Annotated in this window: 19 protein-coding genes and 1 riboswitch; all 19 genes read left to right on the forward strand. The window is 39.3% G+C overall.

From position 1 onward, the window contains the following. Nucleotides 1-23 precede the first annotated feature (23 nt). A riboswitch (adenosylcobalamin (AdoCbl) riboswitch) is annotated at nucleotides 24-173 on the forward strand. 292 nt (nucleotides 174-465) lie between these two features. The 19 genes from IGK96_RS06635 to parE all read left to right on the forward strand — a co-directional run bounded on the left by IGK96_RS06635 (nucleotide 466) and on the right by parE (nucleotide 17556). After that, nucleotides 466-1596 carry a 1-propanol dehydrogenase PduQ gene (locus IGK96_RS06635; protein ID WP_010707558.1) on the forward strand — a complete coding sequence of 377 codons (1131 nt, stop codon included), beginning with the start codon at nucleotides 466-468 and terminating at the stop codon, nucleotides 1594-1596. A 159-nt stretch (nucleotides 1597-1755) separates the two neighbouring features. Further along, nucleotides 1756-2103 carry an ethanolamine utilization microcompartment protein EutS gene (eutS, locus tag IGK96_RS06640; protein WP_002345864.1) on the forward strand — a complete coding sequence of 116 codons (348 nt, stop codon included), beginning with the start codon at nucleotides 1756-1758 and terminating at the stop codon, nucleotides 2101-2103. Between the two features lie 27 nt (nucleotides 2104-2130). Further along, nucleotides 2131-2703 carry an ANTAR domain-containing response regulator gene (locus IGK96_RS06645; protein ID WP_002357503.1) on the forward strand — a complete coding sequence of 191 codons (573 nt, stop codon included), beginning with the start codon at nucleotides 2131-2133 and terminating at the stop codon, nucleotides 2701-2703. Next, complete coding sequence (locus tag IGK96_RS06650; RefSeq protein ID WP_002357504.1) at nucleotides 2704-4137, forward strand: sensor histidine kinase; 1434 nt, start codon at nucleotides 2704-2706, stop codon at nucleotides 4135-4137. 66 nt (nucleotides 4138-4203) lie between these two features. Continuing rightward, nucleotides 4204-5652, forward strand: a complete 1449-nt coding sequence (gene eutA / locus IGK96_RS06655; protein ID WP_016617362.1) for an ethanolamine ammonia-lyase reactivating factor EutA — start codon at nucleotides 4204-4206, stop codon at nucleotides 5650-5652. Between the two features lie 17 nt (nucleotides 5653-5669). Further along, nucleotides 5670-7034 (forward strand): ethanolamine ammonia-lyase subunit EutB, encoded by a 1365-nt coding sequence (locus IGK96_RS06660; RefSeq protein WP_002357506.1) that lies wholly within the window; start codon nucleotides 5670-5672, stop codon nucleotides 7032-7034. Between the two features lie 17 nt (nucleotides 7035-7051). Further along, entirely contained in the window at nucleotides 7052-7963 is a 912-nt protein-coding gene (eutC, locus tag IGK96_RS06665) for an ethanolamine ammonia-lyase subunit EutC (RefSeq protein WP_002363986.1), read from the forward strand. A gap of 13 nt (nucleotides 7964-7976) precedes the next feature. Then, nucleotides 7977-8630, forward strand: a complete 654-nt coding sequence (gene eutL, locus IGK96_RS06670; protein ID WP_002357509.1) for an ethanolamine utilization microcompartment protein EutL — start codon at nucleotides 7977-7979, stop codon at nucleotides 8628-8630. A 13-nt stretch (nucleotides 8631-8643) separates the two neighbouring features. After that, on the forward strand, nucleotides 8644-9162 hold the full coding sequence (locus IGK96_RS06675) for a BMC domain-containing protein (protein ID WP_002366723.1): 519 nt from the start codon (nucleotides 8644-8646) through the stop codon (nucleotides 9160-9162). Then, complete coding sequence (locus IGK96_RS06680; RefSeq protein WP_113821051.1) at nucleotides 9153-10631, forward strand: acetaldehyde dehydrogenase (acetylating); 1479 nt, start codon at nucleotides 9153-9155, stop codon at nucleotides 10629-10631. Before IGK96_RS06675 ends, IGK96_RS06680 begins: the two co-directional genes overlap by 10 nt. 123 nt (nucleotides 10632-10754) lie before the next feature. Beyond that, complete coding sequence (locus IGK96_RS06685) at nucleotides 10755-11045, forward strand: BMC domain-containing protein (RefSeq protein WP_002357513.1); 291 nt, start codon at nucleotides 10755-10757, stop codon at nucleotides 11043-11045. A gap of 67 nt (nucleotides 11046-11112) precedes the next feature. Further along, a complete protein-coding gene (locus IGK96_RS06690; RefSeq protein ID WP_438755978.1) occupies nucleotides 11113-11679 on the forward strand; it encodes a hypothetical protein in 567 nt (188 codons plus the stop codon). A 3-nt stretch (nucleotides 11680-11682) separates the two neighbouring features. After that, entirely contained in the window at nucleotides 11683-12318 is a 636-nt protein-coding gene (gene eutD, locus IGK96_RS06695) for an ethanolamine utilization phosphate acetyltransferase EutD (RefSeq protein ID WP_002357516.1), read from the forward strand. A 14-nt stretch (nucleotides 12319-12332) separates the two neighbouring features. Beyond that, a complete protein-coding gene (locus IGK96_RS06700) occupies nucleotides 12333-12932 on the forward strand; it encodes a TIGR02536 family ethanolamine utilization protein (protein WP_010707565.1) in 600 nt (199 codons plus the stop codon). Nucleotides 12933-12944: 12 nt separating this feature from the next. Then, a complete protein-coding gene (locus IGK96_RS06705) occupies nucleotides 12945-13208 on the forward strand; it encodes a EutN/CcmL family microcompartment protein (protein ID WP_002357519.1) in 264 nt (87 codons plus the stop codon). A gap of 12 nt (nucleotides 13209-13220) precedes the next feature. Beyond that, entirely contained in the window at nucleotides 13221-14321 is a 1101-nt protein-coding gene (gene eutH, locus IGK96_RS06710; RefSeq protein ID WP_071646713.1) for an ethanolamine utilization protein EutH, read from the forward strand. Between the two features lie 12 nt (nucleotides 14322-14333). Continuing rightward, the gene (locus IGK96_RS06715; protein WP_010707567.1) at nucleotides 14334-14777 is read left to right on the forward strand and encodes an ethanolamine utilization protein EutQ; all 444 of its coding nucleotides are present in this window, start codon (nucleotides 14334-14336) and stop codon (nucleotides 14775-14777) included. 88 nt (nucleotides 14778-14865) lie between these two features. After that, entirely contained in the window at nucleotides 14866-15294 is a 429-nt protein-coding gene (locus IGK96_RS06720) for a CoA-binding protein (RefSeq protein ID WP_002377361.1), read from the forward strand. A gap of 204 nt (nucleotides 15295-15498) precedes the next feature. Beyond that, on the forward strand, nucleotides 15499-17556 hold the full coding sequence (parE, locus tag IGK96_RS06725; RefSeq protein WP_010707568.1) for a DNA topoisomerase IV subunit B: 2058 nt from the start codon (nucleotides 15499-15501) through the stop codon (nucleotides 17554-17556). Nucleotides 17557-17559: the final 3 nt, after the last annotated feature.

The raw sequence follows: 17559 nt of genomic DNA on the forward strand, positions 1-17559 counted from the left end.
TTATGGTAAATTTCAGATAGATTAAACGAATATTTTATGAAAAATATGAATGGAAGCCAGTGAGAATCTGGCACGGTCCCGCCACTGTGAAGAAGCAAGGTTGCTTTTAAGTCAGGTCTTTTCATTTTTTCATTATTGGGCATGCTGTTTCGAGGCAAAACAGGATGTTTCTTAACAACGCTTGTGTTGAAAATCCAGCCCAAGATATTTGTATTAATCCAATTAATGGCACGAGGAAGTGCTTTTGGGAATTTTGGGCTGGTCTTTCAATGTTGAAGGAGATTTCAGGTACAATGACGTACTGCTATATTCCCTTTTTTTATTGACAATTAATTAAAGGCGTTGTACTCTATGGATAAGGTTTCGTGTACAATGGCGTATACATAAGGAAGCAAAGACGCTTCAGACAGATGATTTTTCGTTTGTTTGAAGTGTCTTTTTGTATTTTATTAAGGAGGAATTGAGATGAAAACAATTCATTTCCCTACCGAACTATGGGTAGGAGAAGGCGCATTAGCCAATTTGGAAACACTTCATGATAGACGTGTTTTCATTGTCACAGATCCATTCATGGTTGACTCTGGATTTGTGAATGAAGTGACAAAGCATTTAACAAAAAGTGAATGGCAAATTTTTAGTGACATCATCCCCGATCCACCAATTGATAAGATTGCTGCGGGAATTAAGCAGTTAGCGACATTTCAAGGAGATACGATATTAGCTTTAGGTGGGGGATCCGCTATTGATGCGGCCAAAGCAATGAAATTTTTTGGCAAACGTACTTTGCAAACTCAGATTGCTGAGTTTATTGCGGTTCCTACAACTAGTGGAACTGGTTCAGAAGTTACGAATTTTTCAGTGATTACGGTTGCAGAAACTGGCACCAAAATCCCGCTTGTAACGGATGAAATTCAACCAGAAATTGCGATTTTAGATACAAATTTAGTGATGAGTGTGCCACCAAAAATCACAGCGGATACAGGAATGGACGTCTTAACGCATGTTATTGAAGCGTATGTTTCAACAGAAGCAAATCCGATTTCAGATGCGTTGTGCGAAAAAGTCGTTCGCCTGGTATTCGACAATTTAGAAATAGCCTTTAATGAGGGTAGCAACCAACAAGCTCGTGAAAATATGCATTTAGCTTCATGTATGGCAGGGATGGCGTTTAATGTTACTTCGTTAGGCTTGAATCACGGCATTGCTCATGCGGCCGGTGCGCGTTTACATGTGCCACATGGACGAATGAATGCAATGCTCTTACCTGAAGTCATTGCATATAACAGTGGCTTAGCGAATGGCAAAGTCACCAACGAACCAACAGCTAAACGTTATGCGCAGTTAGCAAATTGTCTAAATGATACACAGACAACTAATGCACGGATTGGTGTTCAACAATTTATTCGACAAATCAAGCAACTCCGTCAAAAATTAAACATGCCTGCCACTTTTAGTGACTATGGTTTACCAAAAGAAGAAGTCCAAGCTGCGATCCCAAAAATAGCTGAAGGCGCATTGATGGATGGCTGCACCAAAACAAATCCTGTCCAACCAACAGCAGCAGAAGTGACAAAAATTTTAAATTCTATCTTATAAGCGATTGACAGGATGAAATCGATAACATATAATGTGGGTAGCACAACGGCGTGCTTCAAAATTTAAGAGCAAAGAAGCTCCTTAGTAGAAAGCGAAAGTGGAACCTTTACGTTTTTTATTGAGGATTTTTTATTTGCTAAATTAAAGGAGCGAGTCTGGTTGGAAGAAAAACAACGAATGATTCAAGAATATGTTCCTGGGAAACAAGTAACGTTAGCGCACATCATTGCTAGTCCTAATAAAGAAATTTATACAAAATTAGGGTTGCCAGAAGGCACCAGCAATGCACTAGGTATTTTGACAATCACTCCGAGCGAAGCGGCAATTATCGCTGTTGATATTGCGACTAAAAGCGGAGATATCCAAATCGGTTTTATTGATCGTTTTTCTGGATCGGTAGTCATTTCTGGTGACGTAAGCTCAGTGGAAGCAGCCTTACAAGCGGTGATTGAAGGTTTACAACAGATTTTAAACTTTTCTGTAACTTGTAAAATTACCAGAACATAGCGTTGAAAGGACAAGGGCGTGAAGAAAATGGATGGACGAATTGTAATAGTCGATGATGAACCTATTACGAGACTCGATATTCGTGATATTGTGATAGAAGCAGGGTACGAAGTAGTCGGTGAAGCGGCCGATGGTTTTGAAGCAATTGAAGTATGTAAAAAAACACAACCTGACCTAGTATTAATGGACATTCAAATGCCAATTTTAGATGGTCTAAAAGCAGGTAAAAAAATTGTTCAAGACCAACTAGCCAGTAGTATTGTCTTTTTATCTGCATACAGTGACGTACAAAATACGGACAAGGCTAAAAAATTAGGTGCACTGGGTTATTTAGTTAAACCTCTAGACGAAAAATCATTAATACCTACAATTGAAATGAGCATTGAACGAGGCAAACAAACGCAGCTGTTACTAAATCAAATCGATAAATTAAGTTTAAAATTAGAAGAACGTAAAATTATCGAAAAAGCCAAAGGTATTCTTGTAAAAGAAAATCATATATCGGAAGAAGAAGCCTACCAAATGTTGCGTACGTTAAGTATGAACAAACGCGCACGTATGAGTGAAATTGCAGAATTGATTGTAATGGATGATGAATAAATGAAACGATTAGAGCAATTATGTCACCAATATACCAATCTTTCAGAATCAGACATTAAAGAATTACAACGTACAGCACGTTATCTTTCTTCGACGACACTCTATCAAAGTGCAGATGTTTTTATTGATGTGTATAAGGAAATGTCACAGCAAGCACTAGTCGTTTATCATAAGCCGCCTGCGAAGACAACTTCTTTATATAGCGGAGATGTCGTCGGGATGGAAGCTTTATTAAAAAATGAACCTGGTGTTCTGCGTACCATGCAGACTAGCTTAAATAGCATTGGTTTGTTAGCAGTGACTCAGGAAAATCGTTTGATTAAGCAAAATATCTATCCCATTCGCAATGAACATCGAACGATTGGTGTCATTATTGTCGAGATTGCGGCAGATGAAGAGATTCAAGCGGACTTACAAAAAGAGGAGCTAAATAACTGCCAGTTAGCAAAAGTAGCGAAATCAACTAGTCAAGTCGATGCGTTATTTATTGATCAATTGGCAGAAGCCGTTTTAATTTTTGATGCGGCGGGTCACTTATTAATTACCAATCACAATGCACAAGAGCTTTATCGCAAACTTGGTTATCGGGACAATATCATTGGAATGAGCTATGACAATTTGTCCATCGATTATACAACTTTTGAATATGTGTTGTATCAAATGAAATATAAAATGAGTAATCAACCAATTGAAAGCAAAACGACCTACCTTAATTATTATTTTAAGGTTCGGAAAGTGTGGTTGGCATCAGAGGAACAACTGATTATGATTATTCAAGACAATACAGAATTTAAAGAAAAAGAAGCGGAAATTATTTCCAAATCTGTTGCGATTCGTGAAATTCATCATCGTGTTAAAAATAACTTGCAATCGGTGGTTTCCTTATTGCGTATTCAAGAACGGCGAACGCAAAGCCCCGAAGCAAAAAAAGTCCTTCATGAAAGTGTCAATCGAATTATGGCGATTGCAGCCACCCATGAATTGCTGTCAAAACAAGTCAAAGATGACGTTGCTTTACGGCAAACATTGGAAGCAGTGATGTATAATTTTAGACATCTTTTTCAAGGCGCACAACCCATTGAGATGATGATGGATGTTGATCCAGCCATTATGGTTTCTAGCGAACAAATGGTCACCATTTCCCTTGTTGTCAACGAACTATTACAAAACATTTTTGATCACGCATTTGAGCCACAAACAAGTGGCGTTGTTAAACTTAGTGGAACATTAGATAATAAAATGATTACCATTACTGTTACAGATAATGGTAAAGGCTATGACGTTCATCAAAGTAACGAGACCAGTTTAGGTTTGATGATTGTCAAAAGCTACGTAAAAGATAAATTAAAAGGAAAAATTACAATTGAATCCAATAAACAGGGAACTAAAACCTGTTTCTATTTCGAACAGAACACCAGTGATGTTGTTCATTGATTAAGCAAAGGCGCTTAAAGAAAAGTAGAAAGAAATTTTCTAACGATTCTTTAAGTGCCTTTTTGTATGCAAAAGGAGGCGAGTCAGGCGATGTCGAAGGAAACACTTTTAACCGTAGGGATTGATTTAGGGACGTCTACAACCCAATTAGTCTTGTCAGAATTAACTGTTGAAAATTTTGCCTCTGCGTTTACAGTACCACGTATCAGCATTTCTGATAAAAAAGTCATTTACCGAAGTGACATTATCTTTACACCCTTACTTAACCAATCAGAAATTGATGCAGAACCTATCAAAGCGTTTGTAGCGGAGCAATATCGCCAAGCAGGCATTCATAAACAAGATATTCAAATGGGTGCGGTAATTATCACAGGTGAAACTGCTCGAAAAAGCAATGCCAACAATGTGCTACGAGCACTTAGTGGCTATGCAGGTGATTTTGTCGTTGCTACGGCTGGACCTGATTTAGAAAGTATCATTGCTGGAAAAGGCGCTGGGGCTCAAACTTATTCTGAAACGAAACGCAAACCAGTGGTTAATTTAGACATTGGTGGTGGAACGACAAATTTAGCTGTCTTTAAAGATGGTGAAGTGATTGACACGGCTTGTTTTGACATTGGCGGACGCTTAATTAAATTAGATCAACAACAAAAAATCACCTATATAGCTCCGAAGATTCAAGAAATTATAAATAAAAAAGGGCTAACCTTGCACCTTGGTGACCAAGCCACCGAACAAAACTTACTGCCAATTATTTCGGAATTAGTTGCCGTGTTAGAAAATAGCATTGGCTTGGGGACACAAAGTCCGTTCTACCAGTTATTAGTAACTAACCATCCACTACGAAAAGCTGAGGAATTACCAATTGTAACATTTTCTGGTGGTGTGGCTGATTGCTTAAATACGACAAGTACGAATCTCTTTAAATATGGAGACATCGGCTTGCTTTTAGGGAAATACTTGAGAAAGTCACTGATTTTTTCGGAAAAAGAAGTCTTAGAAAGCGCAGAAACAATTCGAGCGACGGTCGTCGGAGCAGGTTCACATACTGCTGAAATTAGCGGAAGCACGATCGCTTATCGTGAGCAAATTTTGCCGGTAAAAAATATCCCAATTCTAAAATTAGCGCAAGAGGATGAAACCCTTACTGTGACAGAATTAGGCCAGCGAATCCAAGAAAAACTCAATTGGCATCGTATTGAAGAAACACCCCAGATTGCCCTAGCAATTAGAGGCATGAGCAATCCAACATTTGCTGATATTCAACGCTATGGTCAAGGGATTGTGGAAGGATTAGCTAGTTTAGTTGCTGAACAAATTCCCATTATTGTTATGGTGGATGAAGACATGGCGAAAGCTTTAGGGCATGCCTTAAGTGCCCATCTGCCAAAAGACTATCCGTTTATCTGTCTTGATTCGGTCAAAGTAGAAAACGGTGATTATGTAGATATCGGTTTACCAGTGGCAGAAGGAGCCGTCCTTCCAGTCATTGTTAAGACCTTAGTATTTAATTAAAAAGGAGCGACACAAAGATGATTTTAAAAACCAAACTATTTGGCAAAGTCTATCAATTTACATCCGTTAAAGAAGTCTTAGCCAAAGCCAATGAAGAAAAGTCTGGCGACAAGTTAGCTGGCGTAGCTGCTAATTCAGCCGAAGAACGCGTGGCAGCGAAAGTCGTTTTATCGGAATTGTCCTTAAATGACTTGTTTAACAATCCCGTTGTTGATTATGACGAAGATGAAGTGACACGCATTATTATTGACCAAGTCAATATGCGAATTTTTGAAAGTATTAAACATTGGACAGTTGCAGAATTACGCGAATTTATCTTATCTTCGGAAACAACCGATTTTGATATCAAACGAATTTCCCGTGGACTCACTTCTGAAATGATTGCTGCTGTCTGTAAATTAATGTCCAACATGGATCTAATTGTTGGCGCAAAAAAAATCAATATTGAAAAAACCGCCAACACAACAATTGGCCGTCCCGGAACTTTTTCAAATCGTTTACAGCCGAACCATCCAACCGATAATGTCGATGGCATTATGGCATCAGTTATGGAAGGTCTTTCTTATGGCGCCGGTGATGCCTTAATTGGTTTGAATCCTGTTGATGATTCTACAGAAAGTGTTAAACGAATCTTAAACAAGTTTGAAGAGTTCCGTAGCGAATGGGAAATTCCAACACAAACTTGCGTGCTTGCTCACGTAACGACACAAATGGAAGCCATGCGTCAAGGCGCGCCAACTGGCTTAGTCTTTCAATCCATCGCTGGTTCAGAAAAAGGGAACACAGCATTTGGTTTAAATGCAGAAATTTTAGCTGAAGCACAAGATTTAGCGCTTCACAGTGGTCAAGCAGCTGGTCCTAATGTGATGTATTTTGAAACAGGTCAAGGCTCAGAACTTTCTTCTGAAGCGAACTTTGGTGCAGACCAAGTCACAATGGAAGCGCGTTGTTATGGCTTAGCCAAAAAATTTGATCCGTATATTGTAAATACCGTTGTCGGCTTTATTGGACCAGAATATCTTTACGATTCAAAACAAGTCATCCGCGCTGGTTTAGAAGATCATTTCATGGGCAAATTAACTGGAATTTCAATGGGTTGTGATGTCTGCTACACCAACCATATGAAAGCTGATCAAAATGATATGGAAAACTTAGCAATGTTATTAGCAACAGCTGGTTGTACGTATATCATGGGGATTCCTCATGGCGATGATGTCATGTTAAATTATCAAACAACTGGGTTCCATGAAACTGCGACGATTCGTGAAACATTAGGCTTACGTCCAATTAAAGAATTTGAAGAATGGATGGAAAAAATGGGCTTAATGGAAAACGGAAAATTAACAAGTCGCGCTGGCGATGCATCTGTATTTATTAAATAAACGAGGTGAGAATACAAATGAACGAAAAAGAATTAAAAGAAATGATTGCCGGAATTTTAACAGAAATGGTCGCTGACAATCAAGCGGTTTCGACTGCCACTGTGACTGCTGAAGAAAAACCAGTCACAACACACGTCACTGAAACGACAGAAATTGAAGAAGGCCTAATTCCTGACATTACTGAAGTAGATTTACGTAAACAATTACTATTGAAAAATGCCGTAGATCCTGAAGCACTATTAAAAATGAAAGCTTTCTCGCCAGCTCGTTTAGGCGTTGGTCGTGCAGGGACGCGTTATATGACTAGTTCAACATTACGTTTCCGAGCGGACCATGCGGCAGCACAAGATGCGGTCTTTTCAGACGTAAGCGAAGACTTGGTAAAAGAAATGAATTTTATTTCTACAAAAACAATCTGTAACAGTAAAGATGAATATTTAACACGTCCAGATTATGGTCGTCAATTTGATGAAGAAAATAGTGAAATCATTCGGAAAAATACGACACCAAAAGCCAAAATCCAAATGGTCGTAGGGGATGGCCTTAGTTCAGCTGCTATCGAAGCGAATATTAAAGAAGTCCTACCAGCAATTAAACAAGGATTAAACATGTACAACTTAGATTTCGACAATGTAGTTTTTGTTAAATATTGTCGCGTGCCAGCAATGGATAAAATTGGTGAAATCACTGACGCTGATGTTGTTTGCTTGCTAGTTGGCGAACGTCCTGGTTTAGTAACAGCTGAATCTATGAGTGCCTACATTGCTTACAAACCAACTGTCGGTATGCCAGAAGCACGGCGGACAGTTATTTCAAATATTCACAAAGGTGGGACACCGGCTGTTGAAGCAGGGGCCTACATTGCCGAAATTATCAAAAAAATGTTAGACAAGAAAAAATCTGGTATTGATTTAAAAGAAGCTGAATAAAGGAGGATTTCTCATGAAAAATGATCGTCTAGGCGCAAATGTCCTAAGTATGAAAGTCATTCCCAATGTCGATCCGGCATTAGCAAAAGAATTATCATTGAAACCAGAACATCGCTCATTAGGAATTGTTACTTCCGATTGTGATGATGTCACTTATGTTGCATTAGATGAAGCAACCAAAGCCGCCGATGTTACTGTAGTTTACGGTAAAAGTATGTATGCTGGCGCAGCAAATGCTTCAACCAAATTAGCCGGTGAAGTGATTGGCATTATTGCTGGTCCGAGTCCTGCTGAAGTCAATAGTGGCTTGAGTGTCATTACGCAAGTCATTGAAGAAGAAGCCAGCTTCTATAGTGCTAACGAAGATGACAGCATTGTTTATTTTGCACATGTAGTATCAAGAACGGGTAGCTTTTTATCTGAACAAGCGAATATTCCTGAAGGTGAAGCGATTGCTTATCTGATTGCACCACCGCTAGAAGCAATGGTTGGCTTAGATGCAGCAATGAAAGCTGCCGATGTTCAAATGGGTGTCTTTTATGGACCACCTTCTGAAACGAACTTTGGCGGCGCCTTATTGACAGGTAGTCAATCTGCATGTAAAGCTGCTTGCAGTGCGTTTGAACAAGTCATTCAAAATATCGCTGACAATCCGTTGAGTTATTAAGGATGTGACCTGAATGAAAGCATTAGGAATGGTCGAAGTCAAAGGATTTTTAGGTGCCATTAGTGTGGCCGATGCGGCATTGAAAGCCGCCGACGTTACTTTGTTAAAAGCTGAAATTATTAATGGCGGTTTAACAACTGTGGAACTGATTGGTGACGTTGCCGCGGTTCAAGCTGCTGTTGAAGTAGGCACGGAAGTAGCTAAAGAATTAAATTGTTTAATTGCTCATCATGTGATCTCACGGGTTGATGCTCAAACGGAAGTGATTTTATCAGATCCAGAACCCAAGTCAGCACCTGAACCGATGGAACAAGTAGAAGTAATTGAAGAAGAGATTGAAACACCAGATTCGGAAGAACACACTGGCATACGCCAAAAATTAGAAACACAACGCGTGGTTGATTTACGCAAACAAGCCTACAAAATGAACCTAAGTAGTTTAAAGAAAAGTGAGATTAAATTTGCCAATAAAGAAGCTTTAATTCAAGCAATCATGGCGGAAATAGAAAGAAGTGAAGACGAGTGGAATTAGTAGATAAAGACTTACGTTCCATCCAAGAAACAAGAAATTTAATCAGAAAAGCCAAAGAGGCACAGCAAGTATTAGCAACATTTTCGCAAAAACAAATCGATGCGATTGTCCAAGCAGTTTCAGAGGCTACATTTAACCAACGAGAAAAGTTAGCGAAAATGGCCAATGAAGAAACAGGATTTGGTATCTATGAAGATAAAATCATCAAAAATGCTTTCGCTTCAAAAGTAGTATATGACGAAATGAAGGACAAAGCTACAGTTGGTGTGATCCATGATGATGCTGCCAAAAAAGTCACTGAAATTGCTGTCCCAGTTGGTGTGATTGCAGGATTAATTCCTTCTACCAACCCGACATCAACAGTCATTTACAAAGCATTAATTTCATTAAAAGCTGCCAACAGTATTGTTTTTTCACCACATCCCAATGCGTTGAAATCGATTATTGAAACAGTGGAAATTATCCAAAAAGCGGCTATTGCTGCAGGGGCACCAGAAGGTTGTGTCTCGGTCATCAAAACGCCAACTATGCAAGCGACCAGCGAATTAATGAAAAATAAAGAAACAAATTTAATTTTAGCTACTGGTGGAAACGCAATGGTTAAAGCCGCGTACTCTTCTGGAACACCAGCAATCGGTGTTGGGCCTGGTAATGGACCAGCCTACATCGAACGAAGCGCAAATGTTCCTCATGCAGTGAAACAAATAATGGATTCAAAAACTTTCGATAACGGTACAATTTGTGCATCGGAACAATCAATTATTGTTGAAACTGTCAACCGTGAAGCGGTCAAAGAAGAGTTAATTAAGCAGGGAGCGTATTTCTTAAGTCCAGCCGAAGCCGACAAATTAGCTAAATTTATTTTACGACCAAACGGTACAATGAACCCGCAAATCGTGGGTCGTTCCGTTCAACATATTGCTTCATTAGTTGGTTTATCTATTCCAAAAGATCGCCGCTTAATTGTTGCCGAGGAAACACATGTAGGCTTGAAATATCCATTTTCAAGAGAAAAATTGGCACCGATTATTGCTTTCTATACAGTTGAAAACTGGGAAGCAGCTTGCGCGTTATCAATTGAAATTTTGAAAGGTGAAGGTGCGGGTCATACAATGGGCATTCACACAGAAAACAAAGAAGTCATTCGTGAATTTGGCTTAAGAAAACCCGTCTCTCGTTTACTTGTTAACACCTCTGGTACACTTGGGGGAATTGGTGCTTCAACTAACTTAGTGCCAGCATTAACACTTGGTTGTGGCGCAGTTGGTGGCAGCTCAACTTCTGATAATATTGGGGTTGAAAATCTGTTCAATTTACGTCGTGTTGCATATGGCGTGCGTGATTTAGAAGAGATTCGTCAAGAATTTGGTCAAACATCAACCATATATGTGGCTACTTCTTGCGAAACAACCAATCAAGAAGAACTAGTAAATGCCGTGGTGGCTCAAGTTTTAGCTCGCTTAAACTAACAAGAAACGAGCGAGTAAGAGTAAAACAAATGAATTATTGGATTTAGGGTTTGGGACCTAAGTCAAATTGCTAATTGTCCCAAATTTTTAAAAATAAAACATACATCTTAGGAGGAAATTATAATGTCAAGTACAAATGCTTTAGGAATGATCGAAACTCGTGGTTTAGTAGGTGCTGTTGAAGCAGCCGATGCAATGGTGAAAGCGGCAAACGTTACTTTAATTGGAAAAGAACAAGTCGGTGGCGGTTTAGTTACAGTAATGGTTCGCGGTGACGTTGGTGCTGTAAAAGCAGCAACAGATGCTGGTGCTGCCGCAGCAGAACGTGTTGGCGAATTATTATCTGTCCATGTAATTCCACGTCCACATACAGAAGTAGACGCTATTTTACCACACGCAACAACTGAATTATAATTTTGATTTTTTGGGGCAGAGGTAGGTTCATTACTTCTGTCCTAAACTTTCATTGAGGAGGGGTGTTATGACAGTTATTACAGAAGATATGCTTCGCAACAAAAGGCTTAAAAAAGAACTAGAAGATGGCACGGATTTTGTGTTTCCTATAGGCAGTTTTCTGACGCCAGCCGCCAAAAGCTATCTACGCGAGCATCGGATTAATAGCAGCTTCTCTTCAACAAACCCATTGCTTTCTGAGGTTCATTCAGTGAAGGCCTCCTCACAAAAACAAAAACAAGAACATTTATCAAAAGAAACAATTTATGAGATTCGGCACTTAAGCCATCTATTGTATTTGCCTTTCTTAACGAATGAAGCGTTATCAACAGAAGGTTGGTTATATTTCGAACAACAACAGTGGTTAGAGAAGTTTATTTTAGAACAGTCGATTGTAATGGAACCAGTCATTTTGGAATCAAAGGTAACTATTCTAACTAACCAACAGAGACAATGGCGCTATTCCTCAAAAGAAATTCAATTACAACTAGATAAAATTATTCTCCAGTTAAAAGGAGAATCACAACTGTTCGGCCTTTTTCAATCTTGGGCTACAGAATTAATTAGCACCATGGCTGAAATATCACGAAACTAGGAGATGAACAAATTGGATTCAATGAATGAAATTGTTGAAGAAGTTGTTAAACGAATTCAGCAACAACAACAAAATACTTTTGAAGTTGAAGCTTCTGGCCGACATGTTCATTTGTCTCGTCAAGAGATTGATGCATTATTTGGACCGGGATATCAACTAACAAAAGTGAAAGATTTATCACAACCTGGACAGTTTGTTTGTAAAGAACGAATTACGGTTGCTGGACCTAAAGGACTTTTTCAAAATGTGGTTATTTTAGGCCCTGAACGTAGCGAATCACAAGTCGAAGTTTCTATGACGGATACACGTATTTTAGGAATTAATGCCCCAGTTAGAGAGAGTGGAAAGACAGAAGGGACACCAGGCGTCACGCTGATGAACGGATCAGCAGTTGTGACATTAAGTCACGGTTTAATTGTTGCCAAACGTCATATTCACATGACACCCGAAGACGCCTTGAAAAATAAAGTAAGCAATAGTCAAATTGTGCAAGTCAAAGTGGAAGGCACACGTCCGTTAATCTTTGATGATGTAGTTGTGCGAATCAGTCCGCGATTTGCAACGTACATGCACATTGACTACGATGAAGCCAACGCTTGCGGCTTAACCAAAGGAGCTCGTGGCTATATTCTTAAGTAAAAGGAGGAAGGACAATGAACGTTTCTGAAATGGAAAATTTGATTCAACAGATTACTGATCGAATTTGCCAACAATTGCTGTCGTCGTCTTATTCAGTGGCTTTAGCAGAAGCAAAAGAAGCATTTCCTGAAGAAATGTTTGTTCGTTTTCCTGATGTAAATTGGGTAACCAAGGAGCAGAAGCTAGCACGAGGTTTGGTTGTAAAGAGGCTAACGATTTCCCAAGTAAACGCGATTGCGCATTTACAGGAAACGGATGAATTAGTCAAAAACATCTTAGCATTCTTATTTGAAGGTAAGCCGGTATTGGTTTTAACCCCAATACCTTCAGTGACTAAAAATTCCCGATTGAAGTATCGTTTGAAACAAACGATTCAGGAAAACGTGGACATGTGCCAACAGTTTGGGCTGATTTTTTATCATGATTCAGAAAATTACGCTGTGTTTCAGGCGGCCTGTCAAAAACAACTTCGTTCTTTGGCTGAGACCAAACGAACCTACATTACTGAAAAACAATTGATAAGAATGACAGAAGCAGGTGTTTCTTTAAGTAAAAATGCCTATTTAACCCCGTTAGCGACAGATTATGCTCGGAAACATCAATTGCTGACGTAAGGAGGAAAAACGATGCTTTTAGGAAAAGTGACTGGTAGCCTTTGGTCAACAAGAAAAGATGAAAAATTAAATGGCTGGAAATTTATGATGGTTGATATTTTGAATCAAGAGGACGAAAAGCAAGGATTTCTAATTGCTGCTGACAACGCTGGAGCTGGTGTCGGGGACAAAGTGTTAATTAGTCAAGGCAATGCTGCCCGTATTTCGGCAGAAGATCCGAATGTCCCAATTGATGCAATGATTGTTGGTGTCATTGATTCTACAGAGGAAGAATAGGGAGGACGAGACATGAGCATTAATGAAATTATTATGTATATTATGGTTCTTTTCATGATTATTGGAGGAATCGATAAATGTATTGGCAACAAACTAGGTTTAGGGGAGCAATTTGAGGAAGGGATTATGGCTATGGGTTCTCTAGCGCTTTCTATGGTAGGGATTATCACTTTAGCGCCTGTCTTAGCCAATCTTTTAAGCCCGATTGTCGTTCCTGTCTATGAATTACTAGGGGCTGATCCAGCAATGTTTGCCACAACCTTATTGGCTAATGATATGGGCGGCTTTGCGTTAGCGCAACAATTAGCCAATGATCCACAAGCTGGTTTATTTGCGGGGGCAATCTTAGGTGCAATGATGGGGCCAACGTTAGTCTTTACAATTCCAGTAGCGCTTGGCATTATCCAAAAAGATGACCAACAATTCTTAGCAACAGGTGTTTTGAGCGGGATTATTACAATTCCTTTTGGTTTATTAGTAGGCGGTTTAACAGCTGGCATGCCATTGTCATTGATTATTCCTAACTTAATTCCAATTATTATTGTTGCCGCTTTAATTATTTTAGGTTTATGGTTAGCGCCAAAAGGCATGATTAAAGGCTTCCAAATTTTTGGTCAAGGCGTAGTGATTGTCGCTATCTTTGGTTTAGTTGTGGGGGCGATTCAACTATTATTAGGAATTACAGTGATTCCTGGTATTGCACCAGTTACTGAAGGAATTGAAGTCGTTGGCGGGATTGCTTTAACTTTAGCTGGCGCTTTCTGTTTAGTCGCTGTGATTACGAAAGTCTTTAATAAACCATTGATGAAACTAGGAAAAGTTTTAGGAATGAATGAAGTAGCGGCTGCAGGAATGGTTGCTACATTAGCTAACAATATTCCCATGTTCCAAATGTTAAAAGACATGGATAATCGAGGAAAAATTATTAATATCGCTTTTGCTGTTTCGGCTTCTTTCGTTTTAGGTGACCACCTTGGTTTTACTGCAGGCGTAGCAAAAGAAATGATTTTTCCAATGATTGTTGGAAAATTAGTTGGAGGGATTACCGCCATTTTTGTGGCTATCTTTATGGCAAATCGAATGCTAGGGAAACCCGAAACAGAAGTGAAATAATGAGGTGTAAATATGACAGAATTAAATCGTGAAATGATTGAAACGCTTGTTCGACAAATTGTCACAGAAAAATTAATGCCGACTAAACAACTGGATCCAAGTGGAATTATGTCCATCAAATTACCCGAAATCGACGTAACAGAAGACGATCGCTTAGATACAGGCAACCCAGCGGACATTGTTTACACAAAAGATCTGTTTTCTTTAGAAGAAAGCCCGCGCCTTGGTTGCGGTTTAATGGTGATGAAAGATACCACCTTCGACTGGACACTAGAATACGATGAAATTGATTATATTATTTCAGGACAACTGGATATACTGATTGACGGACGTAAAATTTCTGCAACAGCCGGTGAAATTATTTTAATCCCGAAAAGTAGCAAAATTCAATTTTCAGTGACGGGTGATGCCCGCTTTGTCTACGTGACTTATCCAGCAGATTGGCAAAGCCAATAATTATTTTACCGGCAGTCAGAGAATAATTTTGCCAAAACCCTTTACTCAGCGTTATAATAGATAAGAACGAAAAAAAGGGGTTGAGTGAATGACATTTGAAAATCCAAGTCAAAATCAAATTTTTGATATTTTAAAACAAGCAAAAAATATTGCGGTGGTTGGTTTGAGTAACAAGCCCGACCGCACGAGTTACAAAATTGCGGAAATTTTACAGCAACATGGCTATCGTGTATTACCTGTCAATCCAGTTTTAAAAGGTGAAACGGTGCTTGGCGAAACGGTTTATGGGGCATTAACAGAGATTCCTGAAAAGATTGATATTGTTGACGTCTTTCGGCGGAGTGAATTTTTGCCAGAAGTGGCCGCAGAAACATTGAAAACAGAAGCGCCTGTCTTTTGGGCCCAACTAGGTTTGGAAAACGAAGAGGCAGCGAACTTGTTATTAAATGAAGGTCGTCAAGTTATTATGGACCGTTGTATTAAAATTGAATTGGCAAAAATGGCAGATGCTGAATAAACACGTGTAATTTTATAAAGAAAGAGCGTCCTGAACGGAAAGCTCTTTTTTTTTTGACCCAGATAGAGTATTATTGTAATGATGGTTTTAGAAGGAGCGAACGGAAAACGCAAGAAACCCGCTCACTCTTCTTCTAATTCTTTAAGAAATAGTTAATGTACGCTTATTAACTAAACGAGAATCTAAGTATAAGGAGTTTTTTCTTTGGCTAAAAAAATTAACAATGAGTACAATGATGCCTCTATCCAAGTCCTAGAAGGATTGGAAGCAGTGAGGAAAAGACCTGGTATGTATATCGGTTCAACCGATAGCCGTGGACTCCATCACTTAGTCTATGAAATTGTCGATAACGCAGTCGATGAAGCGTTATCTGGCTACGGGAATGAAATCAACGTAACTATCCAAAAAGATAATAGTATTTGTGTTGCAGACTCTGGCCGCGGAATGCCAACAGGGATGCATGCTTCTGGTATCCCAACAGTAGAAGTAATTTTTACTGTCTTACATGCGGGTGGTAAGTTTGGCCAAGGTGGCTATAAAACTTCAGGCGGACTCCATGGGGTGGGTGCCAGTGTTGTTAATGCCTTATCTAAGTGGTTAGAAGTTCATATTGTTCGTGATGGCGTAGAATACATGGAACGATTTGAGGACGGCGGTAAACCAGTTGGTACCTTAAAAAAAATCGGCAAAACAAAAAAACGCAACGGCACCTCCGTTACTTTTTTACCTGACGACACCATTTTCTCTACGACAAATTTTTCTTACGAAATTTTAGCAGAACGTTTGAGAGAATCAGCTTTCTTATTAAAAGGCGTCAAAATTACTTTAACGGATGAACGTGGGGAAGAACCCAAAGAAGAAGTCTTCCACTACGAAGAAGGCATTAAAGAATTTGTTGCCTATCTAAATGAAGAAAAAGATACATTAACACCCGTTGTTTATTTTTCAGGAGCCAAAGAAGGTATTGAAGTTGAATTAGCTTACCAATACAACGATGGCTATTCTGAAAATGTTTTATCTTTCGTTAACAATGTCCGCACAAAAGATGGCGGTACCCACGAAGTCGGTATGAAAACGTCAATGACAAAGGCGTACAATGAATATGCACGGAAAGTGGGACTATTAAAAGAAAAAGATAAAAATTTAGAAGGTAGCGACTTCCGTGAAGGCTTAGCAGCTGTCCTTTCAATTCGAGTACCAGAAAACTTACTACAGTTCGAGGGTCAAACCAAAGGGAAATTAGGCACACCTTTAGCAAGAACCGTTGTCGATAACGTCGTAGGCGAACAAATGGGCTTCTATTTACAAGAAAACAGTGAAATGAGTCAATCATTAATTCGGAAAGCGATTAAAGCCCGTGAAGCCCGCGAAGCGGCTCGCAAAGCTCGTGAAGAAAGCCGGAACGGTAAAAAACGGAAAAAAGGTGAATCGTTACTTTCTGGAAAATTAACACCGGCTCAATCTAGAAATCCTAAGAAAAATGAACTATATCTTGTCGAAGGAGACTCGGCCGGTGGCTCAGCAAAACAAGGACGCGACCGGAAGTTTCAAGCCATTTTACCGCTACGAGGAAAAGTCATTAATACGGAAAAAGCGAAAATGCAAGACATCTTGAAAAATGAAGAAATCAATACTATGATCTATACGATTGGCGCAGGCGTTGGTCCTGAATTTTCAATTGAAGATTGTAATTATGATAAAATCATCATCATGACCGATGCGGATACCGATGGTGCCCATATTCAAGTGTTGCTATTAACGTTCTTCTATCGTTATATGAAACCATTAATTGAAGCCGGCAAAGTCTACATTGCCTTACCACCACTTTATAAAGTCTCTAAAGGAACTGGAAAAAAATCAGTCATTGAGTATGCTTGGACCGATGGTGAATTGGCAGAAGTGATTGATAAAGTTGGTAAAGGCTATATGCTCCAACGCTATAAAGGTCTGGGGGAAATGAATGCAGAACAACTTTGGGAAACAACGATGGATCCTGAAACTAGAACCTTAATTCGTGTTCGGATTGATGATGCAGCTCAAGCAGAACGCCGTGTGACCACATTAATGGGCGACAAAGTCGAACCTCGTCGAAAATGGATTGAACAACATGTTCAATTTACGTTGGAAGAAGATGGCAGTATTTTAGATCGTTCAGAAGAAGACACTTCTGCACCAACAGGAGAAAGTCTTTTAGATGCGAAAAAAACAAAAGAAGCAGAACAAACCGATGACACTGAAATCAGTTTGTTTGACATAGAGTAGGGA

It is taken from the genome of Enterococcus sp. DIV0682, from assembly GCF_051712685.1.
In the GTDB taxonomy this organism is placed as follows: Bacteria; Bacillota; Bacilli; order Lactobacillales; family Enterococcaceae; genus Enterococcus; species Enterococcus faecalis.